The following is a 23,684-nucleotide window of genomic DNA, read 5'->3' on the forward strand; positions in this document are numbered from 1 at the left end:
ATCCTGCCGCGCCGCGCGTCGTCCGACACGGAATCGGGTGAGAAGACCATACGCTGTCCGGTCTTCCGTGGTTCGGGAACGTTTTGACGGCTATACCGCCCGCCGCTTTGACCCGTACGAGCGCATCCGCCTCGCGATTTTGGGCAGCCATGGCGCCCTTCCGACCTTTACAGGAAGCAGTGGTTCCTGACCATCCGGCAATTGCTCGGCGGGGTCAGCGGAGGGCTAGGGCCAAGAAGAAGTCGACGCGGTCCTCGAGTCGGGACAGGTCGCGGTTGGTGAGTTCCTCGATGCGCTGAATCCGGTAGCGCAGCGTATTCACGTGCAGGTGTAGCAGGTCCGCGCATTTGGTCCACGAACCGGAGACCTCGAGGAAGGTTTCGAGGGTGTGGACCAGATCGCTGCGATTGTCCTTGTCGTAGGTGGCCAGGGGATCGAGCAGCCGCACCCGGAACATCCGCCGCACCTCGTCGGGCACGCTGGCCAGCAGCAGCATGTGGGTGGCCAGTTCGTCGTGGCGGACCACACTGGTGGGGTTGGGGCGTTCGGCGGCCATCCGGCGCGCGTAGCGGGCTTCCTCGACCGCGCCGCGCAGTCCTTCGCCGTCGGCCTCGCCGCTGATGCCGACCGCGAGCCGGCTGCCCTGCAATCCCGGTTGCAGCGCTTCGATGGCGCGATGGATCCGGTCGTCGAGGTCGGTGGTGTCGCCCAGGGCCACCAGCACGATCGCCTCGCCGTCCACCACGCCCGCGGCCGGGCTTGCGCCGTAAAGGATTTCGCGCAGCACGGCCCGCAATTCACCCGGCCGCACCTGCCCGGAATCCGCGGTCGCCGCCACCGCCAGATACCGGTCCGAGAGCCCGAGCCCGGTCAGCTCCAGCCGCGAGATGATCTCGGCGGGCTTGGCGTCGGACACGATGAGCTCGATCAGTTCCTGTGCCAGCCGCCCCTCGGCGCTCTGCCGATCGTCCTGCCGCGCCCGTTCGAGGGAGACGACCGCCGCGAGTTCGCTGGTGAGCGCCCGGCGCTCCTCGGCCCAATCTTTGTGATCGCTTTCGAACACCACGAACCAGTCCGCGATCCGCGAGGTGCGGTCCGGATCCACCGCGAACAGTGAGTACCGGGTGTTCTCGTGCGAAACCACATGCGGTAGCCGCCGCGCGGTCAGCAATGCGGCCCGCACCTGGTCGGGGAGGGTTTTGCTGGCGCCCGCGACGACCCGGCCGGTCGAGGTCACCACCCAGCAGGGCGTGCCGAGCGTGCGATGGATCAGATCGAGCACCGAATCCAGGCCGCCGCCGGACACCAGCTGCCGGTGCCGGTCCAGAATCGCGGTCAGATCGGCCGCGCGACCGGTGGACAGGTTCCGGTTGACGGTCTCGGTGACGGTGGCGAAAGCGATGTGCTCGGGCACCCGGAACAGCGGGATTCGGTGTTTCTTACAGGCGTCGACGATATCGGCGGGCACTTCGCCGTAGAGCGCGTCACCCGCGGCCAGGCCCGCGACCTTGGCTTTAGCCAGGGCCGCCACGAACGTTTCACTGTCGGCGGGATCGCGCCGCCACTGCATACCGGTGAGCACCAGCTCCCCGCCGGACAGGTACCGGCCGGGGTCGGCCATATCGGTGGTGACGACCCATCTGACGAATCGATCGAGCTCGTCCTCCCCGGTAACGAGCGTCAGGCCCAGATCCGTCATGGCGAGCAGGGAATGCAACCGCATGATTGCTGAGGCTAACAGTGCATGACGCGATGGTTACCGAGCTTGGAGGTTAGTACGAACACGGGGGTGTGAAGCAGGCCACAGGTTCGGAGGTCTCGTCCCTGCCGCCGGATGCCGCTGACGGGTGTACTTACCGGCAGCAAGCAACGGATGGAGGTCGGATGTCGGGTCGCCTGGAATGGCTCGGGTCGCTGCCGCTGGAGGAGGCCGAGACGCAGCTGCTGACGTGCTGCGCGTCGCGGGTCTGGGCTCGGAAAATGGTGGCGAACAGGCCGTACGCGGACGAGTCGAGTCTGGTGGAGGCCGCCAGGTCGGGGGTCGGGGAACTGGCCTGGATGGATGTGGAGGAAGCGCTGGCGGCGCATCCGCGCATCGGTGAGCGAGCGGAAGCGGCTCGGGCGGAAGCGGATTCGGCCGGTCTGAGCGAGCGTGAGGCGCAGTGGTCGCAGCAGGAGCAGTCCGGTGCCGCCACCGCCGATCCCGAGGTGCTCGCCGAGATCGCGGCCCGGAATCTGGCCTACGAGCAACATTTCGGCCACGTCTTCCTGATCCGGGCGACCGGTCGCAGCGCCGCCGAGATGCTCGACGCCCTGCACCGCCGCCTGCACAACTCGATCGAGGACGAAAGAGCCGTGGTGCGAAGCGAACTCGCCGAGATCACCGTGCTGCGCATCCGGAAACTGCTGGGGCTCTTATGAGTTTGTCCACGCACGTGCTGAACGCGGCGACCGGGCGGCCCGCCGAGGGGCTCGCGGTGCGACTCGAGGCCGCCGGCGGGGAAGTGCTCGTCGAGGCTCGCACCGATGCCGACGGCCGGATCAAGGATCTGCCCGCCCCCGAGGCCGGAGTGCACCGGCTGATCTTCGACACCGGCGAGATCAGCCCCTTCTACCCCACGGTGACCATCGAATTCCGGGTCACCGATCCGGCGGAGCACTATCACGTCCCGCTGCTGCTGAGTCCCTATTCCTTCTCCACCTATCGAGGTAGCTGAACCATGTCGATCAAGCTAGGTCCCAACCGTTACGGCAAGGCGGAGACCCGCGTCGTGCGGGTCACCAAAAGCGGTGGCAAGCATCAGATCCGGGATCTGAACGTGGGCGTGGCGCTGTCCGGTGACATGGCGGACGTGCACCTGACCGGCGACAATGCCGCCGTGCTGCCGACCGACACCCAGAAGAACACGGTGTTCGCCTTCGCCAAGCAGCACGGCATCGCCTCGCCCGAGGATTTCGGCCTGCGCCTGGCCCGGCATTTCGTGGACTCGCAGCCGACCATCGACCACGCGCGCATCGAACTCGAGGAATACGAGTGGGAGCGCAATGTGGTGGGGCTCAACAGCCACCCGCACTCGTTCGTGCGGTCCGGCCGCGAAACCCGTACGGCGCTGGTGCATTACGACGGCAAGCAGGCCTGGGTGGTCAGTGGTCTGAAGGACATGACCGTCCTGAACTCGACCGGTTCGGAATTCCACGGCTTCATCAAGGACAAGTACACCACCCTGCGCGAGACCCGCGACCGGGTGCTGGCCACCGAGGTCAACGCCCAGTGGCGGCACGCGGGCACCGACGCCGAATGGGACAAGTCCTACGAGGTCGTGAAGCGTTGCCTGCTACAGGCTTTCGCCGACACCCACAGCCTGTCGCTGCAGCAGACCCTGTACGCGATGGGGGAGCGGGTGCTCGAGGCGGTGCCGGGCATCGTCGAGGTCAAGCTGCAACTGCCGAACAAGCACCACTTCGAGGTGGATCTGACCCCGTTCGGGCTGATCAACGACAACGAGGTGTTCTGGGCGGCCGACCGTCCCTACGGGCTCATCGAAGGCACGGTGGTGCGCGATGTCCCGTCCGCCGGACCGGCGTGGGACTGACTACGGGAGTTATGGCGATGGATTTCCTGCAACCTGCGAGCTGGGCCGATGCGCTCGCGCTGAAAGCCGAACGGCCGGAAGCGGTGCCGATCCAAGGCGGCACCGATGTGATGGTGGAGCTGAACTTCGACCGGCACCGGCCGGGCGCGCTGCTCGACCTGAACCCGTGCCGGGAACTGTTCACCGTCCAGGAGCAGAGCGACGGACGCATCCGGCTCGGTTCCGGCGTGCCCTACGTGAAGATCATCAACCGGTACGCGGACCGGCTGCCGGGCCTGGCTCAGGCCTCGCGCACGGTCGGCTCGCCGCAGATCCGCAATCGCGGCACGGTGGGCGGCAATCTCGGCGGCTGTTCGCCCGCCGGTGACGCGCATCCGGCGCTGCTGGCCACCAATGCGGTGGTCGAGGTGGAATCGGCGGCGCGCGGCACCCGCATGATCGATATCGACGACTACTACGTGTGGGTCAAGAAGAGCTCGCTCGAACCCGACGAGCTGATCCGCGCCATCTGGCTGCGGCCGGCCACCGGGCCGCAGTACTTCTCCAAGGTCGGCACCCGCAATGCCATGGTCATCGCGGTCTGCTCCTTCGGTATCGCGCTGCACACGGACACCAAAACCGTTGGGGCAGGGATCGGTTCGGCCGGCCCCACCCCGCTGCGCCCCGTCGCGGCCCAGGACTTCCTGGCCGAGAACCTGCCCTGGGACAACCCGGCCCCGCTGAGCGAGGAGCTCGCTCGCGAATTCGGCGTGCTGGTCGCCGCCGCGGCCAAGCCCATCGACGATGTGCGCGGTACCGCCGACTACCGCAAGCACGCGCTGTCGGTGATGGCGCGCCGCACGCTGGGCTGGGCCTGGAACGACTACATCGCTGAGAGGAGGGCGGCCTGATGCGGGTCGAATTCACCGTCAATGGCGCCCAGCAGATCGCCGACGACGTCTGGGAAGGGGAGAGCCTGCTGTACCTGCTGCGTGAGCGCGCGGGCCTGCCCGGTTCCAAGAACGCGTGCGAGCAGGGCGAATGTGGTTCCTGCACCGTCTATCTGGACGGCACCCCGGTCTGTTCCTGTCTGGTCGCGGCCGGTCAGGTGCAGGGGCGCTCGGTCCGTACCGTGGAGGGCCTGGCGAACGGAGAACGCCTGGACCCCATGCAGCAGGCCTTCGTCGAAGCCGGCGCGGTCCAGTGCGGTTTCTGCACCCCGGGTCTCATCGTGCAGGCGCACGACCTGATCGAACGCGTACCCGACCCGTCCGATGCCGAGATCCGCGAGGCGCTCGCCGGAAACCTCTGCCGCTGCACCGGATACGAGAAAGTATTGGACGCCGTACGGCTCGCGGCTGAGCGGAAGGCGGCAGGACAATGACCAAGCTTGTAATCGAGAACGCTTACATCGCACCGGTAGTCGGGGACGAAATCCCGAACGGCTACCTGATCGTCGGCGACGACGGTCGCATCGAAGCCCTCGGCGCGGGACCCGCGCCGACGGTGGTGGGAGCCGAACGCCTCTCCGGGACCGGATGCCTGGTGACCCCAGGTCTGGTCAACACCCACCACCACCTCTACCAATGGGCCACCCAGGGCCTGTACCAGGACGCCACCCTCTTCGAATGGCTGACCGGGCTGTACCGCCTGTGGGCCAGCATGGACGCCGAAGTGGTCTATGGCGCCGCGTCGGCGGGTCTGGGCTGGCTGGCGCTGACCGGCACCACCACCTCCACCGATCACCACTACGTGTTCCCCAAGGGCCGCGGTGATCTGTTCGAGGCCGAGGTGCGGGCCGCCCGCGAGATCGGCGTCCGGTTCCACCCGTGCCGCGGGTCCATGGATCGCGGCCAGTCCCAGGGCGGGTTGCCGCCGGACGAGGTCGTCGAGAACCGGGAAGAGATCCTCCTCAATACCGAGGAGATCATCCGCAAGTACCACGACCCGTCCTTCGATTCCATGCTGCGCGTGGCCGTCGCGCCCTGCTCGCCGTTCTCGGTGAGCGAGCGGCTCATGGTCGAATCGGCGCAGCTGGCCCGGCAGCACGGCGTGCGCCTGCACACCCATCTCGCCGAAACCCTCGACGAGGAAGAGCACTGCCTCGAGCAGATGGGCTGCACCCCGGTCGAATACATGGAGAAGATCGGCTGGCTCGGCGACGACGTGTGGTTCGCGCACGCGGTGCACCTGCACGACAAGGATATTCGCCGTTTCGCCGACACCGGCACCGGCTCGGCGCACTGCCCCAGCTCCAATGCCCGGCTCGGCGCCGGCATCGCCCGGGTGATGGATCTGCTCGCCGCCGGCGCGCCCGTCGGCCTCGGCGTGGACGGCGCGGCCTCCAGTGAGCTCACCTCCATGGCGGGGGAGATGCGCCAGGCCCTGCTGTTCCAGCGCGCCGTGCACGGCCCCAAGGCGCTCACCGCGCGCCAGGCCCTCGAGATCGGCACCCTCGGCGGTGCGCGAAACCTGGGGCGGCAGAACGAGATCGGCTCCCTGGAACCCGGCAAGCTGGCCGATATCGCCATCTGGCGGGTCGACGGCTTCCGCGCCGCCCTCGAGGATCCGGTGTGCTCGCTGGTCTTCGGCCCGCAGCCGCCGCTGGCGCGCCTGCTCGTCGGCGGCAACACCGTCGTGGCGAACGACGAACTCAAGACGGTCGCGCACGATCAGGTCGGGCGCAACGGCGTCGCGGCACGCGAGCGCATCATGCGTCAGGAGGCACGATGACCACCTTTCGTACCACCAACTTCCCGCACGAGGTCGCGGTGCCCGGCAAGGGCGGGGTCGGCGAGAGCCCGCTGCGGCCGGACGGGAACCTGAAGGTCAAGGGCGAATTCGCCTACACCTCGGATCTGTGGATCGACGGCATGCTCTGGGGCGCGACCCTGCGCAGCCCGCACGTGCGCGCCAAGATCCTCAGCATCGACACCACCAAGGCGCTGGCCCTGCCGGGCGTGCACGCCGTCCTCACCCACGAGGATGTGCCGGGCCGCAAGGTGTACGGGCTCGACCACACCTGGGATCAGCCGGTGCTGGCCTTCGGCGAGGTCCGCCATCACGGCGAACCCATCGCCCTGGTCGCCGCCGATCACCCCGAGATCGCCCGGCGGGCAACGCAACTCATCGAGATCGAATGGGAGCTGCTCGAACCGATCGTCGATCCGATGGCGGTCATCGAGAATCCGGACGAGCTCAAGGTGCAGGAGCGCGGCGGCATCACCCGCTACCAGCCGGTGCGCCTGGGCGATATCAATGTCGGCCGGGAACTGGCCAGCGTCGTGGTCAGCGAGGAGTACGAGGTCGGCATCCAGGACCAGGCGTTCCTGGGACCCGAATCGGGCCTGGTCATTCCGGCCGAGGACGGGTCGCTCGAGTTCTACGTCGCCACCCAGTGGCTGCACTGGGACCTGTCGCAGATCCTGCCCTGCCTGGGTCTGCGCGAGGACCAGGTCCGCATGACCATGGCCGGAATCGGCGGCGCTTTCGGTGGGCGCGAGGACATCTCGATGCAGATCCACGCCGGCATGCTCGCCATGCGCACCCGCAAGCCCATCAAGATGATGTACAACCGCGAGGAATCCTTCTTCGGGCACGTGCATCGCCATCCGGCCAAGATGCGGTACGAGTACGGGGTCACCGCCACCGGCAAGATCACCTACGCCAAGGTGCTCATCGTGCTGGACGGCGGCGCGTACACCTCGGCCACCCAGAACGTGGTCGGCAATGCCGCTTCACTGGCCGTCGGGCCGTACGAGATCCCGCATCTCGAGATCGACACCTACGGCGTCTACACCAACAACCCGCCGTGCGGGGCCATGCGCGGATTCGGTGCGGTGCAAGCGTGTTTCGCGCACGAATCCATGATGGACAAGGTCGCCGAGACGCTCGAACTGGATCCGGTGCTGGTGCGCCAGATCAATGCCGTCTCCGAGGGATCCAAGCTCGCCACCGGTCAGGTGCTGCACGCGCCGACGCCGCTCGCGGACATGCTGGACACTCTCAAGGACATGGAACTGCCTGCGGCCGTGGACAGTTCGGATATCCGCAATCTGCCGGGCGGGGCGTCGCAGACCACCCACGGCGAGGGTGTGTACCGGGGCATCGGTTACGGCGTCGGCATCAAGAACATCTGCTTCTCCGAGGGGTTCGACGATTACTCCACCGCGCGGGTGCGCCTCGAGGTCATCGGCGGTGAACCGGTCGCGCTGGTGCACACCGCGGCCGCGGAGGTCGGCCAGGGCCTGATCACCATTGAGGCGCAGATCGCGCGCACCGAGCTCGGCATCGAACGGGTGGTCATCCATCCGGCCGACAATGCGGTGGGCAGTTCCGGCTCGTCCTCGGCGTCCCGGCAGTCCTATATGACCGGCGGCGCGGTGATGACTGCCTGCCAGGCCGTGCGCGACGAACTCCTCGTCCTGGCCCGGAACCAGCTGGGCAGCCACGGTTTCCTGCAACTGGTCGGCGGCAAGATCGTCACCGACAGCGGGGAAGTGCTGGCCGCCATCGCCGACGTGCTCGGCGATCAGGTCATCGAGCAGACCCGCGAATACCACCATCAGCCGACCACCCGGATGGATCCGGTCACCGGCCAGGGCGACAGCCACACCCAGCTCGCGGTCTGCGTGCACCGGGCCGTGGTGGACGTCGACACCGAACTGGGACTGGTGAAAGTCGTTGCGCTGGACGCGGTCCAGGACGTCGGCAAGATCATGAACCGGCTCGCGCTGGAAGGTCAGATCCACGGCGGCTCCATTCAGGGCCTCGGGCTGGCAGTTATGGAGGAAATTCAGGTAACCAACGGCAAGGTGCGGAACCCGTCCTTCACGGACTATCTGATTCCCACCATTCTCGACACGCCCCCGCAGCAGCTGGAGATCCTCGAACTGCCCGATCCGCGCGCACCGTACGGTCTGCGCGGCGCGGGTGAACCGCCGACGCTCTCCTCCACGCCGGCCATCGCCGCGGCCATTCGCGACGCCTGCCGCAAGCGGGGCGGCACCGGGAACATCACCCGGGTGCCGGTACGACCGGAAGACATCATCCGGAACAGTTGATCAACAGGGGCAGACCGTGATTCGCGAGAGGGCGGATCACGGTAGGGACCCCACAACAGAACACCGAGTCCGCGCTCGGAAGGTGCAACTTCCGAGCGTAGGTCGGCTACGCCCTTAGGAGGGCAGCCATGACCCAAGTTCAGTCCCCGAAGACCGCCACAGCTACCACGGCTCCCAGCCGGTCGGCACTGGATCGCTTCTTTCACATCAGCGAGCGCAAATCCACTGTATCGCGTGAAGTGCGCGGCGGCATAACCACATTCGTCGCTATGGCGTATGTCATATTGCTGGTCCCGCTGATATTGGGCGGCGTCACCGATGTGGACGGCAGCAAGCTCAGCATCGCCCAGCTAACTACAGCAACCGCTTTCTCGGCCGGATTGTCCACCGTCCTGATGGGATTGGTCGGCAACGTTCCCCTCGCCCTGGCCGCCGGTCTCGGCGTGGTCCCGGTGGTCGCGTATCAGGCGGCCCCGCACATGACCTGGGCGCAGACCATGGGCCTGGTGGTGCTGATGGGCATCGTCATCGTGATCATGGCGGCCACCGGGCTGCGGACCATGATCATCAATGCGATTCCGCTGTCTTTGAAGAACGCCATCGGCGTCGGGATCGGCATGTTCATCGCCATGATCGGCCTCGTCTCCTCGGGCGTGGTCGGGCACGGCGCTGCGGGCGGGCCGCCGGTCACGCTCGGCGTGGACGGGCATCTACAGGGTTGGCCCGTGGTGGTTTTCGCGGTCGGGCTGCTGGTGATGCTGGCGCTGTTCATCCGCAAGATCCCGGGCGCGATCCTGATCAGCATCCTGATCTCGACGGTGCTGGCCATCGCCATCAACGCCTGGGCGACCATCGATCCCAAGGCGTGGGGGACCGTGGTGCCCGAAGCGCCGTCGAAGTTCTTCGCGGCACCGGATTTCGGGCTCATGCTGAATATCGACCTGTTCGGCGGGTTCGCCCGGGCCGGCGGGCTGATCGCCAGCGTGGTGCTGTTCACCCTGGTGCTGACCGGCTTCTTCGATGCCATGGGAACGGTTTTCGGCGTCTGTGACGAGGCCGGGCTGACCGACGAGAAGGGCACCGTGCCCGGCATGGGCAAGATCCTGACCGTGGACGGCGTCGCGCAGATCATCGGCGGCGCGAGCGGCGGCGCGGGGTCCACGGTGTACGTGGAATCGGCTACGGGTGTCGGTGAGGGCGCTCGTACCGGACTCACCTCGGTGGTCACCGGCGGATTGTTCTGCGCGGCGATCTTCTTCACCCCGCTGGCGGCCGTGGTGCCGATCCAGGCCGCGGCGCCGGCCCTGGTGCTGGTGGGCGCGCTGATGATGACCCAGGCCCGCAAGATCGACTGGTCGGATCTGGAGGTGGCGGTCCCGGCGTTCATCACCATCGCGCTGATGCCGTTCACCTACTCGATCACCAACGGTGTGGGCGCGGGCCTCATCGCCTACGTGGTGATCAAGGCCGCGCGGGGCAAGTTCCGCGAAATCCATTGGCTGGTAGGCGTGGTGAGCGTGGTCTTCGCCGCCTACTTCGGTATTTCGGCCATCGAACTGGTGCTCGGAGGGTAATCATGCGCGACATCGCGGCACAACTCCTGGAATGGCATGCGGCACAGAAGTATTACGCCGTGGCCTCGATCGTCTCCATCGGCGGCAGCGCACCCCGGCCGGTCGGCGCGGCCCTCGCGGTCGACACCGACGGCACCGTGGTGGGCAGCATCTCCGGCGGGTGCGTCGAGGGCGCCGTCTACGAGCTGTGCCGCGAGGCGCTGCGCACCGGGGAGACCCTGCGCGAAACCTTCGGCTACAGCGATGCCGACGCCTTCGCGGTCGGCTTGACCTGCGGGGGCACCATCGAAGTGCTGGTGCAGCCGGTGACCGCGCTCAACCGGGCCGCCATCGGGGCGATGCTGCGGGCCGAAGGGGCCGCGACCCTGGTCCGCGACGTGCACACCGGAAAGGCTGTGGCCCTGGGTGATTGGTGGACCGAAGGTGAAGCCTTCCACCCCACCGTCCTCGCCGAAGCCCGCGCCATGCTCGACGCCGGCGCCACCGGCCTGCGCACCATCGGCTGCGACGATGCCGAAGTCACCGTCTTCATCGAATCCTCGGTTCCCCTACCGCGGATGATCGTCTTCGGCGCCATCGACTTCGCCGCCGCCGTGGCCCGCATCGGCAAGTTCCTCGGCTACCACGTCACCGTCTGCGATGCCCGCCCCATCTTCGCCACCCGGGCCCGCTTCCCCGAAGCCGACGAAGTGGTCGTCCAATGGCCCGACCGCTACCTGTCCCGAACCCACGTAGACGCCAGAACGGTCCTGTGCGTACTCACCCACGACGCCAAATTCGATGTCCCCCTCCTGGAAGTGGCCCTCCGCCTCCCGGTGGCCTTCGTCGGCGCCATGGGTTCCCGCCGCACCCACGAAGACCGCCTGTCCCGTCTCCGCGAAGCCGGGGTGACCGAGGCCGAACTGGCGCGGCTCCGCTCACCCATCGGGCTCGATCTCGGCGGCCGTACACCCGAGGAGACAGCCGTCTCCATCGCCGCCGAGATCGTGGCCACCCGCCGCGGCGGCACCGGCCACCCCCTCACCACCAACCCCGGCCCCATCCACCGAGACACCATCCCCACCCCCACCATCCAAATCCCCGACACCGTGGAAATGTCAGCCGCATAACCACTTCCGGGGACCCGAAGAGTCCTCTCGGCCATGAGGGGGCCGAGAGGACTTTCGCGTGCCCGGAACTGCGAGGGCGCGGGAGCCGAGGGCGGCTAGGAGGGCGATTGCGACGGGGATGGTGAGGGCGGTGGTCAAGCTCCAGTGGTGGGCTATGAAGCCGATGAGGACTGGGCCGGTGAAGAAGCCGCAGTAGCCGAGGATGGAGATGTTGGCTATTGCGCGGGCTGTGGGGATGCCCGGTAGGTCGCCGCCGGCGGAGAAGGTGAGGGGGAGGGTGAAGGAGATGCCGAAGCCTAGTAGGGCCAGGCCGATCAGGGCTGGGATGGTGCCGCCGATGAGGAGGGCTGTTCCGAAGCCGATGCCGGCGGTGAGAGTGCCGGCGAGGAAGGGGCGGACGCGGCCGAAGGTTGCTACCAGGTGGTCGCCCAGTAGTCTGCCGAAGGTCATGCCGATCGCGAAGATGGCGAATCCGATGGCGGCGGTTGTTCCGCTGGAACGGGTTTCGTCGCGGAGGTAGACGGCTGACCAGTCGTTCGCGGCGCCCTCGATGAGGGCGACGGCGAATGCGAGTAGGCCGAGGATGAGCAAGCGGGTGGGCCACTGGCGGTTGTTGCTCGGTTCGGTGGCTTCCTGCCCGACACGGTCGACGGCTGACGGTAGTAGTTTGCGGGTGCGTATGGCCGCGATGGCGATCGCGAGTAGTGCGATGATCCAAAAGTGCAGCGTTAGTGAGAGATTCGCTCGTTCGGCGGCCGCACCGAGTAGGGAACCGCCGACCAGTCCGAGACTGAAGTAGGCGTGGATGCCGGACAGCAGCGAACGGCCGCTCAGCTTCTCGACCGCGACGCCGTGGGCGTTCATCGCCACGTCCACGACGCTGTTCGTCATCGCGAAAATGACTGCGGCAATGGTCAATCCGATCCGGTTGGGCACCAACAGCAGACCCGGTAGGCACACCGCGAACACGGGCACCGCGACCCGAAGTGTCGCCCTGCTTCCGAACCCCAACGTGACGTACTTGCCCAGCTGCAATCCGGCGATCGCCCCGATGTTCAACCCGGCGAACACGATGGCCAGCCCGGCGTCATCGAGTCCGGCGCTGTCTTTGACCGTCGGTATTCGCGCTGCCCAGCTGGCGAAGAGCAAACCGGAGAGCAGGAACATCAACCGCACCGACCACAACGCCGGCCGATAGCCCACCTGCAAGGCGGTACCGCTCTGGATGGACACGAGAACTCCTCTCGAAACCCCCGACGCCTGCGCCACACACGGACCCGTCCGAGGCAATCACGATATCGGCTTGGCTCGCAAGGGTTTTGCGCCTCATAGTGAACGCATGGGGATAGTCGATGAGCTGTGGGAGTCCGGAGAGCTGTCGCTGGTCGACGGGCTGTACCGACCAGGTGACGTCCCCTCGATCCGATGAAATTCTCCCTCCGTTGAAGGCGGCGCACCGGCGAGCCACGGCAGGATGAGTTGTATGACTTCACTTCCTGAAGGTTCTGCGCGTGCTGTCGATGGGGTTCGGGCGAGTGCCTACGACAGCATTGCCGAGGGGTATGACGCTGAGAACGAGAGTGGGTTGCTGCACTTGTATTACAACCGGCCTGCAATTTTGGAGCTGGCCGGGGAGGTGGCTGGGCGGCGGATTCTCGATGTGGGGTGCGGGTCCGGGGTTGTGCTGGGGGAGTTGCGGGATCGTGGGGCGGTGATGACGGGGATGGATTCGAGTGGGGGGATGTTGGAGCTGGCTCGGCGGCGGCTCGGACCCGAGGTGGATTTGCGGTTCGGGGATTTGGGTGAGCCGCTGCCGTTTTCGGATAAGGCGTTCGATGATGTTGTGGCGTCGTTGGTGTTGCACTATCTGGAGGATTGGGGGCCGGCGTTGGGGGAGTTGCGGCGGGTTCTGGTGCCTGGCGGCAGGTTGATCGTGTCGGTGGAGCATCCGTTCGCGAATTTTCTGGGGCAGCGGCTGGAGGGGAAAGAGACCAACTACTTCGAGACTCGGAACCGGGTGGACGAGTGGACCATGGGTGGGCAGACGGCTCGGTTGAGTTTCTGGGATCGGCCGTTGCATGCGATGACGGACGCGTTCGCCGAGGCGGGGTTTCGGATCGGGGTGATCAGTGAGCCGGCGGCGTTGCCCGGTGCGCGGGAGGTGTTTCCGGAGTTGTTCGATGAGCGCACCGGGACGCGGTTCCTGTGTTTTCTGTTCTTCGTTCTGTATGCGGAGTAGGGCTACTTCGTCAGGGGTTCTTGCAGTTCGGTCACCCATTCGCCGTGGTTGGCGGGGCATTCGAGGCTGATTTCGCGGGGGTAGCCGGCGGAGCGGTAACCGTTGGCGTCGATCCAGCGGCCCAGGGTTTGCAGGGTGGGGAGGACGGCTTCCATTGCGCCGCGGTGCAATATCGTCGCGGCCTGTTCGATCGGCGGCAGGTCGTGGATGCGGAGGCCGTCTTCGTCGCGCAGGGGCGCGGACACCTCTACGCCGGCGTGGACGAGGACGCCGCCGTCGGGTGCGTCTTCGTAATAGGCGATGCCGAGGCCGGAGGGAGCGATACCGGCGGCTTGCAGCCGCTGGAACAGCTCGTCGTAGAGGGGCTGAATGACGGGGGCGATGGCGTCGAAACCTGTTGCTATGCCGCTGAGTTCGGCGACGCGGATTGACGGCACGGATTTGAGGACGACGTCGTCGGTGGGCATCTGGCCCTCGCTTTCTATGGAGCGGAGCCGCGCCTCGACCTGGGTCAGCCGGGCCGCCGCCGCCGTCATCGCCGATTCCAGTTCGGCGCGCCGCAGCCGCAGCATGGCGCGCAGTTCCTCGGTGGTGACCTTCTCGTCCAGGATGGTCTGGACCTGCTGGAGGGTGAAGCCGAGATCCTTGAGCGCGATGACACGGTTGAGGCGGGCCAATTGGGCGGCGGTGTAGTAGCGGTAGCCGGTGGCCGGGTCGACGTGGGCGGGCCGCAACAGTCCGGTCGCGTCGTAGTGACGCAGCATCCGGACCGATACGCGGCCGTGCCTGGCGAAGTCTCCGATGGTGAACATGATGGATAGGAGTCAACCGCCTGACACGGTGTCAGGGTCAAGCGCCGCGCGGAACTATCCGGCGAACCGATACCGCCGAGCGGTCACAGCGCTGCTTGCACCGCCGCGAACAGATCGTTGGCGGGTTGGGTGAGCGGCCCGAGGGCATCGGGGGTGAGCGGCGGCAGTTCGCGGATCGCCGTGCGTAGGGAGGTGACCGCGACATTGGCGTCGACGTTGATCGTGGCGACGGTATCGGCGACCGCGGTGACGGCATTCGCCGCTGATGGATCCCCTTGCGCGGCTCGGGCATTCACGACGGGAAGCGTTGCGGCAGCGGCACTTTCACCGCCCGCGGCACTCCCACCGCCTTCGGTCGCGGTCGCCCCACCCAGCGCCCCGCCCGCGAATCCGCCGATCGCTGCACCCCCGACCAACCCCGCGATATCCACCGGAATGGCCACCGCCAGCCCGCCGAGCAGACACCCCGCCACCCCACCGACCGCCGCCCCGACCGGCGTGCCCGCGCCCACCGTCGGCAGCGCGCCGATGATTCCGCCCGCGACCGCCCCGACCGTCGCCCCCACCCCGCATCCCACGATTTCGAGGGGAAAGACCGCGACCTTCCCCACCACCGCACCGATGACCTGCCCCGCGGTGGTGGCGGCATTGCGGCGCGCGACTTCGTCCCGCGGAAACCCGACGCTGTCGAAGGTCGCCGCGATCTGCCCCTGCGCACCGTCCAGGTAACTCTGCGCCTGATCCCGGAGCCGAGGATCGATCCCCGCGGGCAGTCGAACCGTCTCGGAGCCCACCTGCAAGGTATCGGGCACGGCATCCTGCGCGGCAGCCGCCGTACCGGGGGCGAAGCTGAGCAGCGCGGGCACTGCCGTCAAGGCCGCGTATACGCGCAGAACAGTCATCGGCGCATCCCTCGATCCGGCGACCACCGTCGAGCCTCTCGGGAGCGGACCCGAACCAGCGACGGTCACACTGAGCGCTGATCTTACCTCGAACCGGTTGCACAGCAAGGCGATTCGCGAGCCCGGTCGATCTTCACCGGCGACTGGCCGAAGCCGGCGCGCCCGCCCGGTTTCCGCTCCCCGCGAGAGTTCGGTAAAGTCCGTGACCAGGGCCGTTCCGGCCGAGGTGGGGATTTCAGCGGGCGCCTGTTCCGCCCGGATACGAGGAGAATTGCGATGCCGTACGCGGCCGTCGGTCTGATCACGCTGGCACTGTGGATCTTTGCCCTGGTCGACATCATCACCTGCCCCGAGGACGGTGTCCGCCACCTGCCGAAGGGCGCCTGGCTACTCATCGTGATCCTGGTCCCGACCATCGGCGCCCTGCTGTGGCTGATTCTCGGCCGCCCGCTCTACGAGTCACGCGGCCCCCGCTCGACCACCCGCTTCTCCGAGTACGACCGCCCCGGCCGCTACGTACCCCAGGACCCGGAAGCCGACGAGGCATTCCTGCGCGGCCTGCGCGAGCGCGCCGAACAACAGCGCGCGGAAGCCCGGCGCCAGGAAGCGGCACGCCGGCAGGAAGCCGACCGCCGCCGCGAGCAGGGCGAACAGGTCTGACGCGTCAGCGCAGATCGTCGGACAGCGCCCGGCCGACCTGACCCAGTAGCGGAACGGCCCGCTCCAGCAGATCCTCGGTCATCCGCCCGACCGGCCCGGAAATGGAGATGGCGAGCCGCGCCGGCGCCTCGGGCACAGCCACGGCGATACACCGGACCCCCAGTTCCTGCTCGCCCTCATCGATCGCATACCCGGTATCGGCGGCGGTTTCGAGCTGGCGCGCGAATTCGGCCGGATCGGTGATGGTGTGATCGGTGTAGCGCGGCATCCCGGTGCGCTGCAACAGATCTCGCACTTTGTCGGCGGGCATCCCCGCGAGAATGGCCTTGCCGACCGCCGTGCCGTGGGGGAGCGCCCGCCGCCCCACCTCGGTGAACATCCGCATCGAATGCCGGGACGGCACCTGCGCGACATACACGATCCGATCACCGTCGAGCATCGCCATATTCGCGGATTCACCCAGTTCGTCCACGAGCCGGGTCAGATGCGGCCGCGCGGTCACGCTCAACATGTGAGCCGAACTCTCCCCGAGCCTGATCAACCGCGCCCCCAGCGCGTACTGCCGCGACGGTTCCTGATGCAGATACCCGAGTTCGACCAGCGTCCGAACCAGCCGGTGAATGGTCGGCAGCGGTAACCCCGATAGCTCCGAGAGCTGCGAAAGCCCCAGCATGCCGCCATGATCGGCGAGAATTTCCAGGAGCGCGAACGCCCGCTCGATCGATTGCACGCTGCCTGATCGCCCGCTGGAGGCACTCGCCGCAGTCACTGGCCCGCTTTCTCGAAGTTTCCGGATGGCGGAAGTTTACCGGGGTGTCGCCGCCCGGTCGGGTTGTAGCCTGATGCGCATGCGGCTACGCGCGGAATTCACCACCGAACCCTTCCACGGCGAGGGCGATCCGCCACCGCACGCCACCGAAACCTTACGGGCGCTGGAAAAGTCCGGCCTGGCTTGCGAATTCGGTCCGCTGGGCACCGCCGTCGAGGGCGAGGAAGCGGTTCTGCTCCCGGCGCTGGGCGAGGTACTGGCGCTGGCCTTCGCGCACGGCGCGTCCCGGGTGACATTGCAGGTCGAGCGCGATGACCAGTGACAGCGCCACGGTCGATCCGGCCCACCCGGCGCTGGCCATGCTCGCGCCCCTGCTGGAACGCGTCGGCGGCCGGCTGATTCCGGCCGCCGAATGTTTGCCCGACGATGTGCCCCTGGTGTGGGAGGGGCAACCGCTGGCGGCCGTCCGCTTCGCGAGCTCCGATTCCGAGTCCGAGGGCGGGATCCGCCGCCTGCTCAACGAGGTGGCCGCCGAATTCGGTACGCCCCTGGCCGATCTCCCGCGGGCGGAGAAGCAGCGGGCGGTGCGCCTGCTCGAGGAGCGCGGCGCGTTCAGCTATCGCAAATCCGCGGAAACGGTGGCCGAGGCGCTCGGCGTCACCCGGTTCACGGTCTACAACTACCTCAACCGCACCCGTTCCTGAATCGGCCTGCGCAAACCCGGTGAATCCCACTGCCATGCAGTGGGATTCGTCGTTTCCGTGCACGTCACACCCCCTGCGTGCGCTACTTGACCACAGAACTTCAACAAACTGTTGACGCGCCTTCGTGACCTGTGCCACTATTTCGTTATTCGGAAACTAACTTCCGCGATGCGAAAAGGTGCAGCTCATGGTCACTCTCGACGAGTTCAATGGGATGGCGGGTGATCGCCTGCGGCCGGCCCTGCTGGAATGCTGCGACGTGCCCGACTGGGTCGACGCCCTGCTGGATGCCCGCCCCTTCCCGGACTTCGCCGAACTGCTGGCCACCGCCGATCGCATCGCCGAGAAGTTCACCCCCGGCGACGTCGACCGCGCCATCGCCGCGCACCCCCGCATCGGCGAACGCCGCGAAGGCGACGGCAACGGCGCGGCCTGGTCCCGGCAGGAACAGTCCGGCGTCGCCGCCGACGTCGAGACCGCCGCGGCCCTGTACTCCGCGAATCGCCTGTACGAGAAGCGTTTCGGCCGTGTCTTCCTGATCTGCGCCACCGGCCTCACCAGCGCCGAGATCCTGGGCGCGGTCCTGCTGCGCCTGGGCAACGACGAACCCACCGAGGCCGCCGTGGTCGCCACCGAACTCCGCAAGATCGCCCTGCTGCGCCTGGGCAAGGTGATCCACGCATGAGCGCCCTCACCACCCACGTCCTCGACACCGCCCTGGGCCGCCCGGCCGCCGGCGTCGCGGTCCGCCTGCAGCGCGCCGCGGACGGCCGAATCGAACCCGATCCCGAAGTGTGCATGGCGCAGGCCGCCCCGCTGCTCGAACAACTCGGCGCGCGACTGGCGGGCAGCCGCCATTTCGCCGAGCTATCCCGTAACTCGAAGTGAGAGAGGCTATGTCGGACTTCACCAACCTTCCGGACCTGGCGCTGCGCAGCTACCGCTCCAGCGTGATCGCCGCCAGCGACGAATCCTTCGAGGAACGCGAGAACCTCATCCAGCCGTGGCAGCCGCGGTTCACCCCGGAGAGCTTCGGGCCCAAGGGACAGGAGTACGACGGCTGGGAGACACGCCGGCGGCGCACACCCGGAAACGATTGGGCGCTCATCCGCCTCGGCCTGCCGGGCATCGTGCGCGGCGTCGTGATCGACACCGCCTGGTTCAAGGGCAACTACCCGCCCTTCGCCTCGGTGGAAGCCACCCGCGTCGAGGGCTATCCGTCGGTCGCGGAACTGGAGGCGGCCGACTGGGTCGAGATCGTGCCCCGCAGCGCCCTGGAAGGCGATGCGCGCCACGAGTTCCCGGTCGCCGCCGACGGCGTATTCACCCACGTGCGGCTGCACATGTACCCCGACGGCGGCATCGCGCGGCTGCGGGTACACGGCGAAGTGGTGCCCGATCCGGCGTTGCTCACCGGCCTGACCGTGGACCTGGCGGCGCTCGAGAACGGCGGGCGAGTCACCGCCTGCTCCAACGAGTTCTACTCGGTGCCGGACAATATGCTCGCCCCCGGCCTGGCCCGCAATCAGGCCGAAGGCTGGGAGACCGCCCGCCGCCGCGACGACGGCAACGACTGGGCGGTGATCGAACTGGCCGCCCAGGGCGTACCGCAGCTCATCGAAATCGACACCACCAACCTGGTTTTCAACTCCCCGGGCCGGGTGCGGGTGCTCGGCATCGATCACAGCGGACCCGAACCGCTCCCGGCCGCCGACGACGCGGCGTGGGTGGAACTGCTCCCGGCCGTGCCGGTGCAGCCCGACACCCCGCACCGCTTCCGGCTGGCCGACGCCACGCGACCGGTCACCCATGTGCGCGTGGACATCTACCCCGACGGCGGGATCGCGCGGCTGCGCGTGCTCGGATCGCTCACCGCTGCGGGTGAGAACGAACTGGCGGCCCGCTGGTCGGTGCGCTGAGGTCCGGAAGACAGCCCGCGCGCGGCCCGCTCACGGCCGCGCGCGCTTCCGCGGCCTCACCACCGCCGCCGCCATGACCCGCCGCGTTCGCCAGGGCAGGGCAGCGAAGAGCGAGGTCATGGCGGCGGCGGTACCCGGGAGATCCTCGCGCCCGGACAGATAGGCGCGCTGCGAAGCCACCGGCAGCGCGAAGAAAGCGTCGAAGAAGGCCGGGAGGTCCTGCGGGGGCAGGGCCAGCAGCGCCCGCAACCCGGCCGCGCGCAGGGCGTGCACGGCTCGCGCGGGGGCGGGCCACAGCGAGTCACCGCGCACCACGGCATCGGCCGTTGCGAGCGCGGTGGCCACGCTGTATCCGGTGGCGGGGTGCATGAGCGCACCGGCCGCGCCGAAGCTGGTGGCTGTGCGGCGGCCGCCCTCGACCGGGAAACGCACCCGCTCGATCGCCTCGTCGCCGGTGAGTTCTATTCCGCGCGAACGCAATCGGTGCCGGAGCCGGTCGTGCAGTTCGCGCGGGTCCAGGGCCGGGCGGCCCGCGAGGCAGGTTTCCTCGAGGAGCACGTGCTCGTCGTCCAGGGGCACCGCGTACAGGAACGACGGCGGCGCACCGACTTCCGCGCCATTGTCGGCGCGCCAGTCCATGAACAGCATGTCCTCCTTCCAGCGATCCCGCTCCACGATCACCCCGAACGCCGTCTGCTCGGCACGGGCGGGGGAGCGGCCCACACCCCGCGCATCGATGACACGCCCGGCCGCCATGACGTTTCCCGAGGCGAGCCGCACCGACGGCAGGTCCAGTCCCCGCGTGCCCCAGCGGGTCGGCGGCACGATCTCGGCCACCCGGTCCGCGACGATATGCGCCCCTGTCAGGTCCAGCGAATCCTGCAGCCGCCCGGTATCGAATACGACGTACGGGCGGTCCACCACCGCCCGCCGGGTCCCCCACGCGACCGGCCGGTTCACGGTCGCGGCCACCGCCTCGGACGCCAGCCAGCCGGGCAGCTCGTCCGCCCAGGCCGCATACGTTGCGGTCCAGCGCCGTTGCGGTTGCGGTTCGATCACGGCCACCGATAAACCGTGGGAGAGCGCACGATGAGCAAGAGCCCGACCGGCGGGTCCCGCACCGCAGACGAGGAGATCGGAGGTCATCGGGTGATTGGATCATGAAGCGTGACCGTCATACGCTTCGGTAACGACTGTCGGCTCGGGAGCGGCCCGGCACGGCGCGAAAGGTTGTGCACATGACGTATCCACCAGGACCGCCGTCGGGTCCCGGCTACGGCGGCGATCCGCAAGGCGGCTACGGACAACAGCAGCCGGATCCCCAATGGTGGGGCCAGCCGGCGGCGCCGGGGGATCAGAGCAATCAGCCCACCTGGACCGGTCAGCCCATCGACCCGAACTGGCAGCAGCCCAATGCCGGTCAGCCGCAGGGGAATTGGGGCACCGATCCCGGATATCAGCAGCAACAGCCGGGGTACGGGCAGCAGCCGGGATTCCCGCCGCCGGGGTATCCGCAACAGCCCGGGTACCCGCAGCAGCCGGGCTATCCGCCGCCGAAGAAGTCCAATACCGGGCTGATCGTCGGCATCGTGCTCGGGCTGGTGGTGATCCTGGCGGTGGGCGTCGGGGCGATCGTGTTCGTCAATCGCGGCGACGACTCCGATCAGGCCGGGGGAGCCTCCAGCAGCCTGGTCAGCGCCACCAGCCCGCCCACCACCTCGAAGTCCGGGCCGACCGCGACCACCACCAGCAAACCGCAGACCGCGGGCAAGAAGTTCACCTACACCGAGTACGGGCAGAACTGGAACTTCAAGTTCGGTGACGTGACATTGCAGGCGGACTGGGTGACGGGGCAGGACTTCAACAACTGCCAGTCCATCGCCGATGGGCCGAAGCTGATCGAGCTGGGCTGCCAGTACGGTTCCTCGCTGAGCTGGAAGGCCGAGAACGGCGCGCTCATGATGAGCCAGCTCGTGCTCACCATGGGGGATGCGGCGAAAGCCACTGCGGCGGAAGACAATTTCGACGACAAGGACTTCCAGGTTCCGCCCGGCACGTACATCAAGGACTGGGAGTACGGGAAGTGGCGCGACGGGAGCTCCAAGGAGTTCCTGGTGATCACGCTGGTGACCGCGACGGCCGCCATCGACGCGGCGACCGCCGACAAGTACCTGCGCTATCGCAGCAGCGACACCATCGCCGCCCTCGAGTTTCGCTGACCCGCACCTACTCCGCATTCGGCTCGCCGGTAGCGGCGATCACTCGGCCCGAGTCGATCGCCGCGAGCAGCCGATCGTGGTCTGCCGCAGTCTGATCCGCGTACGCGAGCGCGAATTCGCCCATGGCGCGGTCGAATCCGTCGCTGGTGCCGAGATAGGCGGTGATGGCCACCCGGTCGCCGGATCGGGCATGACCGCGCGCGAGAGTGTGACCGCACAGGGCTGCGTACTGGTGCAGCTGCTCTGCGGACATGTCCTCGATCGTCAACGAGCCCTTCATATCTCGTAGTTGCCGCCAGTAATAGAACCGGCCGTCGGGGCCGGTCGCCCAGCCCAGGAAGATATCGCCGGCGGCTTGGGTGAGGCGCTGACCGTGCACGACGCGATGGCCCTGATGTTTCTGCGCGCTGCTGCGCAGATGCGGGGCCAGCACCGAGTTCTCGGCCTGTTTGACCTGTAAGAACAGTGGATCGCCGGTGGTGCGGCCGGTCAGCAGCGCTATGAAACAGCGGGTTCCGACACTGCCCACGCCGACCACCTTCATGGCGACATCGCGCAGCACATACCTGTCCAGCAGTACCCGCCGCTCCTCGGGTAGGGTGGCGCGATAGTCGGAAAGCACCGAATCCAGCGCGGTGCGGACTTCCAGTGGAATCGGTTGCACCAGAGGCGGATCCGGTTTGATGCGCAGTTCACCATCGGGCCCGGTCTCGGTGAGCTTGTCCAGGGCCTGCAAGCTGGTGCGGGAACGCGCCTTGTCGATCACCTTCGTGGCCAGTTTGCGGTTCTGGGGACTGAGCAGCGCCTGCACCTTCTCGGCATCCACCATCTCGTACCAGACATCGGTCTCGCCCAGCGCGGCCAACCGCGTCATGGCCTCCCGATACGCGGTCGCCGCGGCCGTCGCGGCAGATCCGGCGGCGGTGTCATCGCATCCATTGGCGCGCGCCGCGACCGCGACACTGGCGGCCAATCGCTTCACATCCCATTCGAACGGGCCCGGCAGCGTTTCGTCGAAGTCGTTGAGGTCGAAGACAAGTGCGCGCTCCGGTGAGGCGAACAAGCCGAAATTCGACAGGTGCGCGTCACCGCACAGCTGCACGAGCAATCCCGTGTGGGGGCCCGCCGCGAGATCTGCCGCCATGATCGCCGGTGCACCGCGATAGAATGGGAATCGCCCCGCCGCCATCCGTGCGTACCTGATCCGCACCAGATCCGGCACCCGCGTCAGCGCCTGCCGCTCCAGCACCGCGACCGGATCCTCCCGGCCTTTGCTCGCGCTCCATGCGCCGAGCGCGGACCGCGCCACCCGCTTGCGCGCTGCCTTCCCGAGCTCGCTCGACGCCATACCCGCAGTCCCGCCAGCAGTCGCCATGATCGGACTCTAATACCGGGACCGGGCGGATTGCGGCAGGTGCGCGGCGACTCCGCAACGCGGTCGCGGCTTGACAATTCCCGGATACCGGGACAGCATGGCCAGGTCAGCACCTCGCTAGGCGAGGCTCCTGTACGAACACAGGCCACTGATCCGACGACGTCGAGAGACGCCCAGGGTTAGGACAGGTCTTCCCGGATTAAGGGATGATCCAAAGTGGCTTCCCCGGCAGCGGGATACGTCGTGCAGTGCCGAAGCTCTGACGAGAGGGGTGCTTCCCGGACATCCGGTCCGGGTTCCTCCCCGCGGTTCTGGCGCATCGACACAGGTGACGTGCGCGTCCTGGCGGCAAGGAGGTGAGGGACGAATGAAGTCCGGCGATAGTCCGTATCCGAGTCCGGTTCGACAACCATCGTTCCCGGCCCGCCGCGACCGCGTAACCGCCTGACGCTTCGAGCCAGGCGCCGACTCAACGACGATCCATCGTCGAATGAGGGGGTCGGCGCATGCCCTCGACCAGGCGGCGGTGCGCGGAACGCATTGCGGCGGGCTGCCTTTCGCAGAGGAGTGCCATCATGGCAGTAGTCACCTTTCCCCGCGCCACCACCATCTCGCCCATCGCGTCGCTCGCCGAGGCCATCCGCCGCCGCCTCGCCCGGTGGCAGCTGACCGACCAGGAACGCCGCAACCTGCAACTGGCCCGCAGCCGGACCGCGGTCTACACCGCCTCCCTCGGCGGCCACCCCTTCCACGTGTAGCCGCTCTCG

Annotated in this window: 25 protein-coding genes and 1 riboswitch; of the genes, 18 read left to right on the forward strand and 7 right to left on the reverse strand. The window is 67.7% G+C overall.

Annotated features, from left to right (window positions below):
* Nucleotides 1-214: 214 nt before the first annotated feature.
* On the reverse strand, nucleotides 215-1,723 hold the full coding sequence (locus LTV02_RS07845; protein WP_067712876.1) for a PucR family transcriptional regulator: 1,509 nt from the start codon (nucleotides 1,721-1,723) through the stop codon (nucleotides 215-217).
* 161 nt (nucleotides 1,724-1,884) lie between these two features.
* On the opposite strand from LTV02_RS07845, the gene uraD (LTV02_RS07850) reads away from it, so the two are divergent.
* The 9 genes from uraD (LTV02_RS07850) (at nucleotide 1,885) to LTV02_RS07890 (ending at nucleotide 11,318) form a co-directional block, all read left to right on the forward strand.
* Nucleotides 1,885-2,421: a 2-oxo-4-hydroxy-4-carboxy-5-ureidoimidazoline decarboxylase gene (uraD, locus tag LTV02_RS07850; protein WP_233039346.1), complete on the forward strand. Its 537-nt coding sequence runs from the start codon at nucleotides 1,885-1,887 to the stop codon at nucleotides 2,419-2,421.
* A complete protein-coding gene (gene uraH, locus LTV02_RS07855; protein ID WP_233039347.1) occupies nucleotides 2,418-2,717 on the forward strand; it encodes a hydroxyisourate hydrolase in 300 nt (99 codons plus the stop codon). The genes uraD (LTV02_RS07850) and uraH overlap by 4 nt, the downstream gene beginning before the upstream one ends.
* A 3-nt stretch (nucleotides 2,718-2,720) precedes the next feature.
* Complete coding sequence (gene pucL / locus LTV02_RS07860) at nucleotides 2,721-3,593, forward strand: factor-independent urate hydroxylase (RefSeq protein WP_233039348.1); 873 nt, start codon at nucleotides 2,721-2,723, stop codon at nucleotides 3,591-3,593.
* Between the two features lie 17 nt (nucleotides 3,594-3,610).
* Nucleotides 3,611-4,483: an FAD binding domain-containing protein gene (locus LTV02_RS07865; protein WP_067713568.1), complete on the forward strand. Its 873-nt coding sequence runs from the start codon at nucleotides 3,611-3,613 to the stop codon at nucleotides 4,481-4,483.
* Nucleotides 4,483-4,956 (forward strand): (2Fe-2S)-binding protein, encoded by a 474-nt coding sequence (locus LTV02_RS07870; RefSeq protein WP_067712866.1) that lies wholly within the window; start codon nucleotides 4,483-4,485, stop codon nucleotides 4,954-4,956. Before LTV02_RS07865 ends, LTV02_RS07870 begins: the two co-directional genes overlap by 1 nt.
* Nucleotides 4,953-6,305: an 8-oxoguanine deaminase gene (locus LTV02_RS07875; RefSeq protein ID WP_067712863.1), complete on the forward strand. Its 1,353-nt coding sequence runs from the start codon at nucleotides 4,953-4,955 to the stop codon at nucleotides 6,303-6,305. The genes LTV02_RS07870 and LTV02_RS07875 overlap by 4 nt, the downstream gene beginning before the upstream one ends.
* On the forward strand, nucleotides 6,302-8,635 hold the full coding sequence (locus LTV02_RS07880; RefSeq protein ID WP_233039349.1) for a xanthine dehydrogenase family protein molybdopterin-binding subunit: 2,334 nt from the start codon (nucleotides 6,302-6,304) through the stop codon (nucleotides 8,633-8,635). The genes LTV02_RS07875 and LTV02_RS07880 overlap by 4 nt, the downstream gene beginning before the upstream one ends.
* A gap of 128 nt (nucleotides 8,636-8,763) precedes the next feature.
* Nucleotides 8,764-10,209, forward strand: coding sequence for an NCS2 family permease (locus LTV02_RS07885; RefSeq protein ID WP_233039350.1), 1,446 nt, complete (start codon nucleotides 8,764-8,766; stop codon nucleotides 10,207-10,209).
* A gap of 2 nt (nucleotides 10,210-10,211) precedes the next feature.
* Entirely contained in the window at nucleotides 10,212-11,318 is a 1,107-nt protein-coding gene (locus LTV02_RS07890; RefSeq protein WP_233039351.1) for an XdhC family protein, read from the forward strand.
* On the opposite strand, the gene LTV02_RS07895 is transcribed toward LTV02_RS07890, so the two are convergent.
* On the reverse strand, nucleotides 11,307-12,551 hold the full coding sequence (locus LTV02_RS07895) for an MFS transporter (protein ID WP_233039352.1): 1,245 nt from the start codon (nucleotides 12,549-12,551) through the stop codon (nucleotides 11,307-11,309). The genes LTV02_RS07890 and LTV02_RS07895 overlap by 12 nt on opposite strands.
* Nucleotides 12,552-12,801: 250 nt before the next feature.
* Here LTV02_RS07895 and LTV02_RS07900 point away from each other — a divergent pair, with 250 nt between their 5' ends.
* Entirely contained in the window at nucleotides 12,802-13,557 is a 756-nt protein-coding gene (locus LTV02_RS07900; protein ID WP_233039353.1) for a class I SAM-dependent methyltransferase, read from the forward strand.
* Between the two features lie 2 nt (nucleotides 13,558-13,559).
* Here the strand turns inward: LTV02_RS07900 and LTV02_RS07905 are convergent, their stop codons facing one another.
* Both LTV02_RS07905 and LTV02_RS07910 read right to left on the reverse strand, forming a co-directional pair.
* Nucleotides 13,560-14,369 carry a MerR family transcriptional regulator gene (locus tag LTV02_RS07905; RefSeq protein ID WP_233039354.1) on the reverse strand — a complete coding sequence of 270 codons (810 nt, stop codon included), beginning with the start codon at nucleotides 14,367-14,369 and terminating at the stop codon, nucleotides 13,560-13,562.
* An 83-nt stretch (nucleotides 14,370-14,452) separates the two neighbouring features.
* The gene (locus tag LTV02_RS07910) at nucleotides 14,453-15,271 is read right to left on the reverse strand and encodes a hypothetical protein (protein WP_233039355.1); all 819 of its coding nucleotides are present in this window, start codon (nucleotides 15,269-15,271) and stop codon (nucleotides 14,453-14,455) included.
* Nucleotides 15,272-15,547: 276 nt separating this feature from the next.
* Between LTV02_RS07910 and LTV02_RS07915 the strand changes: the two genes are divergently transcribed.
* A complete protein-coding gene (locus LTV02_RS07915) occupies nucleotides 15,548-15,931 on the forward strand; it encodes a PLD nuclease N-terminal domain-containing protein (RefSeq protein WP_233039356.1) in 384 nt (127 codons plus the stop codon).
* Between the two features lie 4 nt (nucleotides 15,932-15,935).
* On the opposite strand, the gene LTV02_RS07920 is transcribed toward LTV02_RS07915, so the two are convergent.
* Nucleotides 15,936-16,661: an IclR family transcriptional regulator gene (locus LTV02_RS07920; protein WP_233039357.1), complete on the reverse strand. Its 726-nt coding sequence runs from the start codon at nucleotides 16,659-16,661 to the stop codon at nucleotides 15,936-15,938.
* A 118-nt stretch (nucleotides 16,662-16,779) separates the two neighbouring features.
* Between LTV02_RS07920 and LTV02_RS07925 the strand changes: the two genes are divergently transcribed.
* The 5 genes from LTV02_RS07925 to alc all read left to right on the forward strand — a co-directional run bounded on the left by LTV02_RS07925 (nucleotide 16,780) and on the right by alc (nucleotide 19,323).
* A complete protein-coding gene (locus tag LTV02_RS07925) occupies nucleotides 16,780-17,022 on the forward strand; it encodes a thiamine-binding protein (RefSeq protein WP_233039358.1) in 243 nt (80 codons plus the stop codon).
* Nucleotides 17,012-17,404 carry a helix-turn-helix domain-containing protein gene (locus LTV02_RS07930; RefSeq protein ID WP_233039359.1) on the forward strand — a complete coding sequence of 131 codons (393 nt, stop codon included), beginning with the start codon at nucleotides 17,012-17,014 and terminating at the stop codon, nucleotides 17,402-17,404. Before LTV02_RS07925 ends, LTV02_RS07930 begins: the two co-directional genes overlap by 11 nt.
* Nucleotides 17,405-17,591: 187 nt before the next feature.
* Nucleotides 17,592-18,089, forward strand: coding sequence for a 2-oxo-4-hydroxy-4-carboxy-5-ureidoimidazoline decarboxylase (uraD, locus tag LTV02_RS07935; protein ID WP_233039360.1), 498 nt, complete (start codon nucleotides 17,592-17,594; stop codon nucleotides 18,087-18,089).
* Complete coding sequence (locus LTV02_RS07940) at nucleotides 18,086-18,292, forward strand: hydroxyisourate hydrolase (RefSeq protein ID WP_233039361.1); 207 nt, start codon at nucleotides 18,086-18,088, stop codon at nucleotides 18,290-18,292. The genes uraD (LTV02_RS07935) and LTV02_RS07940 overlap by 4 nt, the downstream gene beginning before the upstream one ends.
* Nucleotides 18,293-18,300: 8 nt before the next feature.
* Nucleotides 18,301-19,323 (forward strand): allantoicase, encoded by a 1,023-nt coding sequence (gene alc, locus LTV02_RS07945; RefSeq protein WP_233039362.1) that lies wholly within the window; start codon nucleotides 18,301-18,303, stop codon nucleotides 19,321-19,323.
* A 30-nt stretch (nucleotides 19,324-19,353) separates the two neighbouring features.
* On the opposite strand, the gene LTV02_RS07950 is transcribed toward alc, so the two are convergent.
* Nucleotides 19,354-20,469 carry a lycopene cyclase family protein gene (locus LTV02_RS07950; protein ID WP_233039363.1) on the reverse strand — a complete coding sequence of 372 codons (1,116 nt, stop codon included), beginning with the start codon at nucleotides 20,467-20,469 and terminating at the stop codon, nucleotides 19,354-19,356.
* 92 nt (nucleotides 20,470-20,561) lie between these two features.
* Between LTV02_RS07950 and LTV02_RS07955 the strand changes: the two genes are divergently transcribed.
* Entirely contained in the window at nucleotides 20,562-21,542 is a 981-nt protein-coding gene (locus LTV02_RS07955; protein WP_233039364.1) for a hypothetical protein, read from the forward strand.
* A gap of 7 nt (nucleotides 21,543-21,549) precedes the next feature.
* On the opposite strand, the gene LTV02_RS07960 is transcribed toward LTV02_RS07955, so the two are convergent.
* A complete protein-coding gene (locus tag LTV02_RS07960; RefSeq protein WP_233039365.1) occupies nucleotides 21,550-22,917 on the reverse strand; it encodes a DUF2252 domain-containing protein in 1,368 nt (455 codons plus the stop codon).
* 106 nt (nucleotides 22,918-23,023) lie between these two features.
* Nucleotides 23,024-23,195: riboswitch (M-box (ykoK) riboswitch) on the forward strand.
* Nucleotides 23,196-23,492: 297 nt separating this feature from the next.
* Here LTV02_RS07960 and LTV02_RS07965 point away from each other — a divergent pair.
* Nucleotides 23,493-23,675 carry a hypothetical protein gene (locus LTV02_RS07965; RefSeq protein ID WP_233041935.1) on the forward strand — a complete coding sequence of 61 codons (183 nt, stop codon included), beginning with the start codon at nucleotides 23,493-23,495 and terminating at the stop codon, nucleotides 23,673-23,675.
* Nucleotides 23,676-23,684: the final 9 nt, after the last annotated feature.

This window comes from Nocardia yamanashiensis (assembly GCF_021183565.1).
GTDB lineage: Bacteria > Actinomycetota > Actinomycetes > Mycobacteriales > Mycobacteriaceae > Nocardia > Nocardia yamanashiensis.